Source organism: Bacillus tequilensis, from assembly GCF_012225885.1.
Taxonomy (GTDB): Bacteria; Bacillota; Bacilli; order Bacillales; family Bacillaceae; genus Bacillus; species Bacillus tequilensis.
Window position 1 is genome coordinate 2,108,965 of sequence record NZ_CP048852.1, and the last position, 12,389, is coordinate 2,121,353.

Annotated in this window: 14 protein-coding genes and 1 other RNA gene; 6 read left to right on the top strand and 9 right to left on the bottom strand. The window is 41.9% G+C overall.

What is annotated here, in order from left to right:
* Nucleotides 1-111 precede the first annotated feature (111 nt).
* The 5 genes from recQ to G4P54_RS11110 form a co-directional block, all read right to left on the bottom strand.
* Nucleotides 112-1,887, bottom strand: coding sequence for a DNA helicase RecQ (recQ, locus tag G4P54_RS11090; RefSeq protein WP_167872687.1), 1,776 nt, complete (start codon nt 1,885-1,887; stop codon nt 112-114).
* Nucleotides 1,888-2,027: 140 nt separating this feature from the next.
* Nucleotides 2,028-2,214: non-coding RNA, 6S RNA (ssrS, locus tag G4P54_RS11095), on the bottom strand.
* Nucleotides 2,215-2,448: 234 nt separating this feature from the next.
* The gene (gene azoJ / locus G4P54_RS11100) at nt 2,449-3,075 is read right to left on the bottom strand and encodes an FMN-dependent NADH-azoreductase AzoJ (protein WP_167872688.1); all 627 of its coding nucleotides are present in this window, start codon (nt 3,073-3,075) and stop codon (nt 2,449-2,451) included.
* A 150-nt stretch (nt 3,076-3,225) separates the two neighbouring features.
* Nucleotides 3,226-3,717 (bottom strand): TraR/DksA family transcriptional regulator, encoded by a 492-nt coding sequence (locus tag G4P54_RS11105; protein ID WP_167872689.1) that lies wholly within the window; start codon nt 3,715-3,717, stop codon nt 3,226-3,228.
* A gap of 74 nt (nt 3,718-3,791) precedes the next feature.
* Entirely contained in the window at nt 3,792-4,124 is a 333-nt protein-coding gene (locus G4P54_RS11110) for a hypothetical protein (protein ID WP_167872690.1), read from the bottom strand.
* Between the two features lie 76 nt (nt 4,125-4,200).
* On the opposite strand from G4P54_RS11110, the gene G4P54_RS11115 reads away from it, so the two are divergent.
* Complete coding sequence (locus G4P54_RS11115; RefSeq protein ID WP_041333659.1) at nt 4,201-4,428, top strand: hypothetical protein; 228 nt, start codon at nt 4,201-4,203, stop codon at nt 4,426-4,428.
* Here the strand turns inward: G4P54_RS11115 and yocM are convergent.
* Entirely contained in the window at nt 4,415-4,891 is a 477-nt protein-coding gene (gene yocM, locus G4P54_RS11120) for a salt stress-responsive protein YocM (protein WP_167872691.1), read from the bottom strand. The two genes, G4P54_RS11115 and yocM, sit on opposite strands and share 14 nt — an antisense overlap.
* A gap of 66 nt (nt 4,892-4,957) precedes the next feature.
* Here yocM and G4P54_RS11125 point away from each other — a divergent pair, with 66 nt between their 5' ends.
* Nucleotides 4,958-5,218 carry a hypothetical protein gene (locus G4P54_RS11125; protein WP_024715385.1) on the top strand — a complete coding sequence of 87 codons (261 nt, stop codon included), beginning with the start codon at nt 4,958-4,960 and terminating at the stop codon, nt 5,216-5,218.
* Between the two features lie 4 nt (nt 5,219-5,222).
* Nucleotides 5,223-5,456: a hypothetical protein gene (locus tag G4P54_RS11130; RefSeq protein WP_024715384.1), complete on the top strand. Its 234-nt coding sequence runs from the start codon at nt 5,223-5,225 to the stop codon at nt 5,454-5,456.
* A gap of 80 nt (nt 5,457-5,536) precedes the next feature.
* Here the strand turns inward: G4P54_RS11130 and G4P54_RS11135 are convergent, their stop codons facing one another.
* Nucleotides 5,537-5,881 carry a PH domain-containing protein gene (locus G4P54_RS11135; RefSeq protein ID WP_024715383.1) on the bottom strand — a complete coding sequence of 115 codons (345 nt, stop codon included), beginning with the start codon at nt 5,879-5,881 and terminating at the stop codon, nt 5,537-5,539.
* Nucleotides 5,882-6,244: 363 nt separating this feature from the next.
* Nucleotides 6,245-6,448, bottom strand: coding sequence for a DUF6501 family protein (locus G4P54_RS11140; RefSeq protein WP_003241656.1), 204 nt, complete (start codon nt 6,446-6,448; stop codon nt 6,245-6,247).
* Nucleotides 6,449-6,677: 229 nt separating this feature from the next.
* Here G4P54_RS11140 and dhaS point away from each other — a divergent pair, with 229 nt between their 5' ends.
* From dhaS to G4P54_RS11155, 3 genes are all read left to right on the top strand, one after another.
* Nucleotides 6,678-8,165 carry an aldehyde dehydrogenase DhaS gene (dhaS, locus tag G4P54_RS11145; protein WP_167872692.1) on the top strand — a complete coding sequence of 496 codons (1,488 nt, stop codon included), beginning with the start codon at nt 6,678-6,680 and terminating at the stop codon, nt 8,163-8,165.
* 96 nt (nt 8,166-8,261) lie between these two features.
* On the top strand, nt 8,262-10,160 hold the full coding sequence (locus G4P54_RS11150; RefSeq protein WP_167872693.1) for a terpene cyclase/mutase family protein: 1,899 nt from the start codon (nt 8,262-8,264) through the stop codon (nt 10,158-10,160).
* The gene (locus tag G4P54_RS11155; protein ID WP_167872694.1) at nt 10,150-10,995 is read left to right on the top strand and encodes a superoxide dismutase; all 846 of its coding nucleotides are present in this window, start codon (nt 10,150-10,152) and stop codon (nt 10,993-10,995) included. The genes G4P54_RS11150 and G4P54_RS11155 overlap by 11 nt, the downstream gene beginning before the upstream one ends.
* 33 nt (nt 10,996-11,028) lie before the next feature.
* On the opposite strand, the gene G4P54_RS11160 is transcribed toward G4P54_RS11155, so the two are convergent.
* Nucleotides 11,029-12,366 carry a sodium-dependent transporter gene (locus G4P54_RS11160; RefSeq protein WP_167872695.1) on the bottom strand — a complete coding sequence of 446 codons (1,338 nt, stop codon included), beginning with the start codon at nt 12,364-12,366 and terminating at the stop codon, nt 11,029-11,031.
* Between the last annotated feature and the right edge of the window lie 23 nt (nt 12,367-12,389).

The following is a 12,389-nucleotide window of genomic DNA, read 5'->3' on the forward strand; positions in this document are numbered from 1 at the left end:
AAGACTTGCTGAACCCTTGATATAAAAGGCTTCACAAGTCTTTTTATTTTGAGACAAAAAAGAGAAAATAAAATGTGTTTTTTATAGAAAAAAAGCTTGATTTTCTTTTTTTTAGTCTGTGACCCTTGCATAAGCTTGTATTTCTTGTAAAAAAAGCCGGCCGTATTTTGCTCTTTTTTGTTCTCCGACTCCTTTTATAGACAAAAGTTCCTCATCATTGACGGGCTGTTTTCCTGACATTTCTTTTAACGTTTGGTCAGAGAAAACGACAAAAGGCGGAACCCCCTGCTCTGCCGCAATTTCTTTGCGAACCGTACGCAATCGTTCAAACAGCTCGTCATTTTCAGTAATCGAGGCCGCTTTTAGCGCTTCTTTTCTCGTTACTGATAATTCTCCTCTCAGCACATTCCTTCCTTTACTGCTGACAAAAAGAGTCGGAAACGTTCCGTCTGACATCCTGATGAAATCGTCAGAAATAAGAAATTCGATAAAATCACTGATTTCCCCTACGGATTGATGTTTTAATATCCCATATGTTGAGAGATCGGCAAAGCCGTTTTCAAGAACTTTTTTATTTTTAGATCCGGCGAGCACCTGGGCAACCATCATCTTGCCAAAGCGCTCCTTCATGCGAATCATACACGATAAGACCATTTGCGCCTCCCGTGTCACGTCATGAGCCATCCTTGTATCAGTGCAGTTTCCGCACTGGCCGCACGCATCAGGCTCCTTTTCTCCGAAGTACATAAGGATAAAACGCTGCAGACAGTCTTCCGTGTGACAATAGTCGACCATTTGCCTCAGCTTTTTTAAATCCTGCTTTTGTTTCTCTTCATGTTCTGATTGTTCAATTAAAAAACGCTGCACCATAATATCCTGTGGTGAAAACAGGAGAATGCATTCGCTGTCAAGACCGTCCCGTCCAGCTCGTCCGGCCTCTTGATAGTAGCTTTCCATATCTTTCGGAATTTGTGCATGCAGAACAAATCTGATATTTGATTTATCAATGCCCATTCCGAAAGCAGAGGTTGCCACCATCACTTGCAGCTCATCATTAAGAAACCTTTCCTGCTGCTCTTTTCTCACATCATCAGCCAAGCCTCCGTGATACCGCCCTGCATTGACCCGATTTCTTTTTAATCGCTCATAAATCCGGTCAGCTTCTTTTCTGGTCGCTGTATAGATAATGCCAGCTTCATGTTTGTTGTTTTGAACATACTCGTCAATAAAACGATCCTTATTTTCTCCTTTTGCTACTTTAAAGGTTAAATTGTCTCGGGAAAATCCGGTATATACGGTGTTTTCTTTTTGTATGTGCAGCTGTTTGCAGATATCCTCGTGTACCTCAGGGGTTGCTGTTGCTGTTAATGCCATGATGACAGGATTGTCATGTAATTCACGAAATAAAATTTCAATATTTCTGTAGCTTGGCCTGAAATCATGACCCCATTGAGAAATACAGTGCGCCTCGTCGATTGCAACCAAAGGGACATCAATGCCCTGCAAAATCCGAATAAACTCCGGTGACGTTAATCGCTCCGGTGTAATGTAAAATAGCTTATAGGCCCCTTCTTTAAGCCCAGTCAGCCTTTCATATATTTCCTGACTCGATTGTGTGCTGTTAATGTACGCGGCCTTAATCCCCGCTTCTTCTAACGCATCGACTTGATCCTTCATCAAGGAAATCAACGGCGAAATAACGATCGTAGTCCCTTCGAACATGAGTGCCGGAATTTGATAGCAAATTGATTTGCCTCCTCCCGTCGGCATAATGCAGACGGTATTTCGTCTTTCTTCCGTCACCGAGCGGATCGCTTCTTCTTGGCCATTGCGGAGCTTTTCATAGCCGAAATAATGGGCCAGAAGGGATTGGGCTCTATGTAACATAACGTATAAACCTCGCTTTTCCTTGAATTTCTCCCATCATATCATAAAAAAACGGTCTTTATTTCTTCCATACAGAAATTGAATTTTTGCTATACCAAACCTTTTTAAATAAAATAAAAAGCCATTCCCAAAAGGAAATGGCTTTCGCTACGTCTTGCCGTATACAAGTAAGAAAGTTTTAAACCACCACTCCTCAAAGTGGGTGTTTGCAGAAACGTTCCTGTCGTCCTCTGCAATGGAGGCATGACATTCCGGCTTCGATATAAAACTCCCTATTACAGCTTAAAGGTTAAAACTTAATTAACAATACGCACAAAGTAGCTTCTTTTATATAGTACACCATCAGCGGCTTTTTATCAAGAGACCAGAACAATTGTTTAGAAAAACTTTTTCCAGCCGATAAAAACGATTTTTCGCTATTATATCTGGAGATTCGACAAGTCAAAAATATATTACAATAAAAAAACAGCCTTTTTTCGCAAAGAGGATTCATCACTTTCTTCTATTATAATATGTATACAAAAAAACTCCTATCGCCCAATGATAGGAGTCTTTGTTTCATTAGAATTTTGCAGCAAGATCTTTTGCTTCTTGTAAACCTTTTTCAATGATTTCTTGTGCTTGGTCAGGCGCTGCATTATGTCCTTCGATGACAACTGTGTGCAAGTCTTGAACACCCCAGAAACCAAGAACAGTTTTCATGAAGTTTAATGACATTTCAAGTGAAGCCATTGGTCCTTCAGAGTAAACGCCGCCGCGAGCGTTAAGAAGCGCAACTTTTTTGCCGCCCATTAAACCAACTGGACCTTCTTGTGTGTATTTGAATGTAACGCCTGCGCGAGACAGGTAATCAACATAAGTATGAAGCACTGCTGGCACTGTGAAGTTCCAAAGCGGGAATGCGAAAACAACTTTGTCAGCTTTTACAAACTGATTCAGATATTTGTCGGCAATTGCCGCTTGTTTTTTCTCTTCTTCAGTCATTTCCATTCCTTGGCCTGCTTTAAATGTTCCGTTAATCATATCTCTTCCAAGGTAAGGAAGATTTTCTTTATGAAGATCTAATTCAACCACTTCATCACTAGGGTTATTTTCTTTATAAGCAGCTAAGAAAGCATCGTAAAGTTTAGTTGAAACGCCTTCTTCAGCTGTACGGTCGCTTGATTTTACAAATAGAACTGTAGACATTTGTATTCCTCCCGGTAAACTTTTTATATTTACTTACAAATAGTATGTTACTTTCTTTTTTACTCAAAGTCAATCACTTTATTTTGAATATGAGATTTTTTTTCAAAAAAAAGCAAGTACACCTAATATCGGTGTACTTGCTTGCCATTTTTACTTCGAATCTTGTTCACGATCTAAAATTTCATACGTCTGTGAGCTTTTTTGATCAATCGTTTCTTTATTGGATAGATCTTTTACCTGTTGATGAAACTCTCTTTCATATGAAGGAGCATCTGTCTCCAGATCATCCTCCATATCAGCTTGAGCCTCAACTGTCATTCTTGCGTAGGGAACAGCTTCAAGCCTTTCGTAAGGAATGTCTCGGCCTGTTTTTTCACACACGCCGTAAGTCCCGTCTTTCATTTTTTGTAATGCGTGGTTGACCTCTTCTAACAGCTCTCGGTCAATCTCTCTCACCGTTTGGTCTGTCATCCGGTCGGTGACGATCGTGCCGTGGTCTGCCATATGGTTGTCAACTCCATTTGAAAGCTCTCCCACTTCTTCTGTCATTGATTCTGTTTCTTTTTTTTCGCCGGACAATTCTTTTTGCATATCAAGCAATTTATGATAGAGATGTTGTGTTTGTTCTTTTGTCAGTGCCATGTGTATCCTCTCCTTTCTATCCTGTTTCCCGTTTTGCACCCTGTCAAACATGGGAACTTTGATAGAAAGATGAGCTACTCTTTTTTTGAACGAATCGTGACCGTCGGCGATGATGGGGTATCGGGCTTTCTTTGGCACTTTTTATCCTTCTGTTCTGGCGGTATATAATATGTTGCTCCTATATTTAATCTTCCGCTCAGTTCATCAATGGTCAGCTCGCCGAATTCAAGATGATAATCAATTTTTTCGACATTCAGCGTTTCAATATGTATATAGGTTTCTTCAGACTCGTGTTTGCAGCTTTGTTTCTGTTTTTCAAGCAGTGAAAGTCTTTCTTCATATTTATGCAATTTGTCAAGTTCTGGTTTTATACAATGCCTGATCAGCGATCGGAGCATTTTTTTCATGACATCACGACCTTTGCATACTCCTGTTTCGTTTACATATATAATGAGGTATATCCCTTGGAAAGGAGAGGTTTTCATGCTTCCGACTTACATCAACATATCGCATTTCAAAAATAACACAATAGGCACCGGCTCATCCCTTACCTTTGGTTCTGCGGAGGTGAGAAACAGGTGCTCTGCGATTAAAAGAAATAACGGTTTTGGGGAACAAAATGCAGATTTTGTTGTCATGGTGATTCCAATTGAATCAATTGATGATCGCGATGGGGCTGATGCACTTAGTATGAAAATCAATCATCAATAACAATGGTCTTCGCTTGACCCTCGTCTTTTTGAATGGTGATGTATAAGATTCCGTCCTTAAAAATGGCGCCCATCTTTCCATGTAAATGGTCGGAAAGCGGAATTTTCTTTTCAAAACTTCCGTATTTCCCTTCTTTTTGGCGAAAATCCTGTTCATTAAAATAGGAAAAGCGCTGCCCCTTCACCACTAAATAATCTCCGTAAGATAAGATGTGAACATCCTGCTTACGGTAGCCTGGAAGATAAATTAAAAACTGTACTTCCGTAACAGTATCTACAATATCCATGCTTGGAAATGAACTCTCTTCTTTCCCTCGCTGATCCTGCTGCGAAAACGGAAACGGAGATTGGCCATTTGTCATAAAAGGGGTTTTCTGATCTTCATCAAATACCTGTTTCCAAAAGTCACCGCCGTACATCTGCTGCGCGAATTCCATCCACTGCTTCATCTTTTCGAAATCCATTTGAAGCCCCCTGTCTTAACATACTTTACAACCACCCGCATACAACTATAGAAAGGAGGTTTTCCTGTGGTTCAACCAACTCCGTATATCAATATTAATATTTTCATGCTGAAAATTAATTCCTTTGAAAATGCTTCAGCGGTAAACGTAGGACAAAATTTACTGGCAGACTGGCAAAATTCAGATAAAAAAAATCAAGGCTACGGCCAGAACTTTGGAGATGCGAGCGGCTTTATGGGCACGAAAAGCCACGTGGATGACAGGGACCAAATTGATTCTCCTGCATCTTTTGAAAGTGATGCGGTCAACTCGATTAAAAGGAAGTGATGAGATGTTCTTTTCGCCCTCCGTCGTGAATGTCGGCGGATTTAAAATCAATACAATGGACCGCGGCTCCTCTTTAACGCTCGGTCCGTATCAGCAGGTCGATTATTTTTTATCAGCTAAAATAAATCAAGGCTTCGGAGAAGAAAATGGTGACTTTGCCCCGCTTGTCATACCCATTTCGAATGTGTTAGATGCTGATGTTGTTGATTCGAACTCAGCGAAAAACAGTGTCGTGTAAAAAGAACAGGGCGCATATGCCCTGTTCTTTTGTATATAAAAAAAGCCTAACCATTTTTGAACGGCTGGCTCATCAAATATTCAGCTGCACAAGTGCTTTGTCAGCACCGCTTGAACTTCGCTTAAATCGGTGTCTTTCGCAAATTCTAATTCGAACGTTTTGCTCCTGGTCATCAATAAAAGCCCGGTGTCCGGATCAAACATTCCCGCTTCTTGGATCGCAAAGCTTTCAATGGATTTATATGGAAGAAATACACGAACCTTCTTTTTAGAAAACATTTTATTGTCAAAGAAAATGATCCGCTTATTTGTAAAGCAAATTTGGTCCACTCGGAGCTTATAAATCGATTCTATTCTTTCCCCCTCAACGAGCAAAGCTTCAAGCTTCTTGGCGTCCGTTGATCTGCTAACAGAAAAAATACCCAATGAAGAACCCCTCTTTCTGCATTTATCTATTTGTTATATCATTCACTATATAAAAATAAGTCCTTTATCCCTATATAAGAATACGACATAGACGACATTTAAACCATTACGAACAGATTACATTTTTCAAATTTTTAGTTGTTTTTCGTCTTTTGTGCTGTTGTCATCAAGTAATACGCACGTACAGAGAAAAAAGTTTCAATATTCAGCAATGTTTTTTTAAAAAAGAGGATTCTTAATGTTATCATTGATTTTGTTTTATTTTTTCTGTTTTAACCATACAAAAAACCGCAGCTCACGGTGCGGTTTTTTGTATCATTTGCTTAGAGAACCTTTTGCATGCCTGCTGCGAGAATTCAGGGGTTAAACCTCTTCGAAGTATTCTTTATAGTAGCCGCCGACTTTATTCGTATTGTCGATCACAAAAAGAAACTCCTCTGTTTCATTTTTCACTTCATATTCTTTTCCCGGCGTTAGCACGCGGTTCACGATATATTTTTTAGCGTTTGTCTGCACACATTTCACCTTTTTGATTGTTTCTTTTTCAAGCCAATTGTTATGAATCATGATAAAATCTCCTTTACTTATCTATAAGCTTATTGTAGCTTTTTTCTTTTGTAAATTGCAATATCAGTTATTCATTGATTTTACCATGATTTCTATTATAGAATGTTTGTATGCGCTTACTTCTACAGTAATTCACACAGCTTATTTCTGCTATTCAATCAAAAAATGAATGTATCATCACCCAGAATCTCAGAACAGACCATAAAAATTGACTGGAGGTTTGTTACAGATGAGTTCTTTAACGATGCAAGTGACGAATAGGCTGGAGACATTTTTACAGGGAACAAAGAAGCTTTATATTGATGGAAAGTTTGTTCCGAGTGCCTCAGGGGCTACCTTTGACACGCCCAACCCAGCTACCGGCGAAACCTTGATGTCGCTGTATGAAGCTCAGGCTGCGGATGTGGACAAAGCGGTTAAAGCTGCCCGGAAAGCCTTTGACCAAGGCGAATGGAGAACAATGTCTCCAGCTTCAAGAAGCAGACTGATGTATAAGCTGGCAGACTTAATGGAGGAGCATAAAACTGAGCTTGCTCAGCTTGAAACGCTTGATAACGGAAAACCGATCAATGAAACGACGAATGGAGATATTCCGCTGGCTATTGAGCATATGCGCTATTACGCCGGCTGGTGTACAAAAATAACAGGACAGACGATCCCGGTTTCCGGCGCTTATTTCAATTACACGCGCCATGAGCCTGTCGGCGTCGTCGGACAGATCATTCCATGGAATTTCCCGCTCCTGATGGCGATGTGGAAAATGGGCGCAGCTCTTGCAACAGGTTGTACAATCGTGCTCAAGCCTGCTGAACAAACACCGCTTTCAGCGCTTTATTTGGCGGAATTAATTGACCAGGCCGGTTTTCCAGACGGCGTCATCAATATCATTCCTGGATTCGGCGGAGATGCGGGAGAAGCGCTGACAAACCACGAAGCGGTTAATAAAATTGCCTTTACCGGTTCCACTGAAATCGGAAAGAAAATTATGTCTACCGCTGCGAAAAGCATGAAGCGTGTTACATTGGAGCTTGGCGGAAAATCGCCTAATATCCTTCTGCCGGATGCGAATTTGAAAAAAGCGATCCCAGGCGCATTAAACGGAGTGATGTTTAACCAAGGCCAAGTCTGCTGTGCGGGATCGCGCGTTTTTATTCATAAAGACCAGTATGATGAAGTGGTCAATGAGATGGTGTCTTATGCCAAATCACTCCGCCAAGGAGCGGGCCTTCATAAGGAAACACAAATCGGGCCTCTCGTGAGCAAGGAACAGCACGAACGCGTTCTTTCCTATATTCAAAAAGGAAAAGACGAAGGAGCAAAAGCAGTGACTGGCGGAAGCTGTCCTTTTGAAGAAGGATATTTTGTCGAACCGACTGTGTTTGCGCATGTTGAAGACGAGATGACCATCGCAAAAGAAGAAATTTTCGGACCGGTACTGACTGCCATTCCGTACGAAACAGTCGATGAAGTCATTAAACGGGCAAATTCTTCGGAATATGGACTCGCAGCCGGGCTATGGACCGAAAACGTCAAGCATGCCCACTATATTGCTGACCGTCTTCAGGCCGGAACCATCTGGGTGAACTGCTATAATGTGTTTGATGCGGCGTCACCGTTTGGCGGCTATAAACAGTCAGGACTCGGAAGAGAAATGGGATCATATGCCTTAAATAACTACACAGAAGTCAAAAGTGTATGGATTAATCTCGAGGATTAATTTGCATGTCAAAAAAACTGCTGCCTGCCAGCAGTTTTTTTCTGTAATGGCGGCAAAAGATGCTGAATATATATGTTTCTGAAGGAGTTGAGCGTGGTGAGCACACTTCAGGAGAAAGTGAGGCGTTATCAAAACAAAACCATTGCAGAATTAAAAGCCAGGCAAAATGCTGACGGCTCGTGGACATTTTGCTTTGAAGGACCAATCATGACAAATTCCTTTTTTATTTTGCTTCTTACCTCACTAGATGAGCGCGAGAATGAAAAAGAACTGATATCAGCGCTTGCAGCCGGCATTCGCGAAAAACAGCTGCCAGATGGCTCATTCATCAACTATCCTGATGAAACGAGCGGAAATATAACCGCTACCGTCCAAGGATATGTAGGAATGCTGGCTTCAGGATGTTTTCAGAGATCTGACCCTCACATGAAGAAAGCTGAACAATTTATCATCTCACATGGCGGTTTGAGACATGTTCATTTCATGACAAAATGGATGCTTGCCGCGAACGGGCTGTATCCTTGGCCTGTTTTGTATTTACCATTAGCACTTATGGCGCTCCCCCCGACATTGCCGGTTCATTTCTATCAGTTCAGCACATATGCCCGAATTCATTTTGCTCCTATGGCTGTAACACTCAATCGGCGATTCGTTCTTAAAAACCGCAATATTCCATCTCTTCGCCATCTCGATCCGCACATGACAAAAAACCCTTTTACTTGGCTTCGATCTGATGCTTTTGAAGAAAGAGACCTGACACCTATTTGGTCACATTGGAAGCGCGTTTTTCATGCACCATTTGCTTTTCAGCAGCTTGGCTTACAGACAGCTAAAACATATATGCTGGACCGGATTGAAAAAGACGGAACATTATACAGCTATGCGAGCGCGACCATTTTTATGGTTTACAGCCTTCTGTCACTTGGTGTGTCGCAACACTCTCCTGTCATTAGAAAAGCCATTTACGGCATGAAATCGCTAGTGACAAATTGCAGCGGGGTGCCTTATTTGGAAAACTCTACTTCAACTGTTTGGGACACGGCTCTGATCAGCTATGCCCTTCAGGAAAACGGCGTAACCGAAACAGACGGCTCTATTACAAAAGCAGCCGCCTTTTTGCTGGAACGCCAGCATACCAAAATAGCAGATTGGTCTGTCAAAAATCAGAATGCAGCTCCCGGCGGCTGGGGTTTTTCAAACATCAATACAAATAATCCTGACTGTGACGACACTGCCGCCGTATTAAAAGCGATTCCCCGCCGTTTTTCTCCTTCAGCTTGGGAGCGAGGGGTGTCTTGGCTTTTATCGATGCAAAACAGTGACGGAGGATTTTCTGCGTTTGAAAAAAATGTGAACCACCCACTGATTCGCCTTCTCCCTCTTGAATCCGCCGAGGACGCGGCAGTTGACCCTTCAACCGCCGATCTCACCGGGCGTGTACTGCATTTTTTAGGCGAGAAAGCCGGTTTCACTGAAAAACATCAACCTATTCAGCGCGCAGTGAACTGGCTATTCAAACATCAAGAACAAAATGGGTCATGGTACGGGAGATGGGGTGTTTGCTACATTTACGGCACATGGGCTGCTCTTACAGGTATGCATGCCTGCGGAGTCGACAGAAAACATCCTGCTATACAAAAGGCATTGCGCTGGCTCAAATCTATACAAAATGATGACGGCAGCTGGGGAGAATCCTGCAAAAGCGCTGAAATCAAAACGTACGTACCTCTGCATACAGGAACAATTGTGCAAACAGCGTGGGCTTTAGACGCTTTGCTCACATACGAAAATCCCGAACACCCGTCTGTTGTGAAAGGTATGCAATACCTTACTGACAGCAGTTCTCATCGTGCCGAAAATTTGGCCTATCCAGCGGGAATCGGATTGCCAAAGCAGTTTTATATCCGCTATCACAGTTATCCATATGTCTTCTCTTTGCTGGCTGTCGGAAAGTATTTGAATTCTATTGAAAAGGAGACAGCAAATGAAACGTGAATCTTATCAAACAGAGATGTTCAATTGGTGTGAAGCCCTGAAGAATCAGATTCAAAAGCGTGGGCAGCTTGAACAATTTGAAGATCAAATTGACAAGATGATGAAAGCACTGGAAGATGATCAAACAACAGAAGAAGATTGGTATAAACAGGCCGCTGCCCTTTATCGGGATGTGACAGAATCAGGTGATGCAAGCGAAAGACGTGCCTATGTTCCTATTGGGAAACACGTGCTCCCAAAGCTTCCATACAATTATTCTGCCTTAGAACCTTATATATCTCGGGACATTATGGTCCTTCATCATACGAAGCACCACCAGAGCTATGTTGACGGGCTAAACAAAGCAGAAACAGAGCTAAAAAAAGCGAGAGCCTCAAAAAATTTTGATTTCATCACTCATTGGGAAAGAGAACTTGCATTCCATGGAGCAGGCCATTATTTGCACAGTATTTTCTGGTTTTCGATGCATCCAAACGGAAAAAGGCGTCCTACTGGTCCATTGTTCCACATGATTGAAATTTCATTTGGAAGCTACTCGGCCTTTAAAGAACACTTTACCCAGGCCGCTAAAAAAGTGGAAGGTGTCGGCTGGGCCATACTGGTGTGGGCTCCTCGATCGGGACGACTGGAGATTTTAACGGCAGAGAAGCACCAGTTCTTCAGCCAATGGGATGTGATCCCCCTCTTACCGCTTGACGTATGGGAACATGCCTACTATTTGCAATATAAAAATGACCGGGCAAGCTATGTCGATCATTGGTGGAATATTGTGGATTGGCGTGAAGCAGAAAAACGTTTCGATCAGGCAAAAGAAGTCGTTTGGAAACTCTATTAAAAAAAGCCCCCTTTTCCCCGGGGGCTTTGTGTTTTAAAAAATGCCTACCACATGCAAAAACACGATAATGATGGCAACAGGAGATAGATAACGAATGAGGAGCAGCCAAACCGCAAACCACTTTCGTTTGAGATTGGAACCGCTTTTCAGCTCGTCGAACAAATCCTGTTTCGGTATTTTTAACGGAACAAAAATCGAAATCAATAACGCGCCTAACGGCATTAAAATATTGCTTACAAGATAGTCTGCCGCGTCAAAAATGGACAAGTGAAATATAGAGACATCACTTAAAACACCATATGATAATGCAGACGGCACCCCGACAATAAATATAGCAATACCGCCTATCCAAGCGAATCGTTTTCTCTTATTGACATCACCTTTTGAAAGCACCGCGACCAAAATTTCCAACATAGAGAAAGCGGATGTCAGCGCTGCAAATAAAAATAGAAGTAAAAATGCTAATAAAAAGATAATTCCGAACGGCATTTGATTAAACACGGTCGGCAGCACATTAAATAACAGGACCGGCCCTTGGTCTGGTTTGAGACCAAATGAAAAGACAGCTGGAAAAATCGCGATTCCTGCCATAACAGCAACAAGCACGTTCAATACAGTCACTGATACAGCGGACTGCACCAGATTTTCCTGTTTCTCTAAATAAGAGCTATACGTTACCATGACGGATACACCCACACTTAATAAGAAAAAGGACTGGCCCATCGCGTACAAAATCGTATTGGCGTCAATCGCTGAAAAATCAGGCATCAGGAAAAATGTGAGCCCTTCCATCGCGCCATCAAGCGTAACGGAACGCACCATTAAAATCATAAATAATATAAAGAGCGCCGGCATTAATACTTGGCTTGCTTTTTCAATTCCGCTGCTTACTCCTTTTGCAACTACTAAAATGGTCACCACCATAAAGAGCAGCTGGCCTCCTACAGCCAAATAAGGATTTGAAATCGTACTTGTAAATATCGCATCAAAACCAGATGTTTGCGATAAACCGCCAGTGAAGCCTTTTATAATATAAATTAAAATCCACCCGCCGACGACGCTGTAAAAAGATAATAGAATAAAGCACGTCGCCATGCCTAAATAACCGATCCAATGCCACTTCGTTCCTGGAGCAAGTGCTTTATAGGATTGTACGGCATCTTTCTGTGTTTTTCTGCCTATGATGAATTCACCTAACAATAAAGGCAGGCCGATTAAAACCGTAAATAAAATAAAAATAAGTAAAAATGCGCCTCCTCCGCTGGTTCCCGCTACATATGGAAACTTCCATATCGCGCCAAGCCCGATAGCTGATCCTGCCGCGGCTAAAATAAAGCCCAGCTTCGAAGACCATTGATTCGCTTCCTTCACCCTATCACTCCTATTTGATCTAA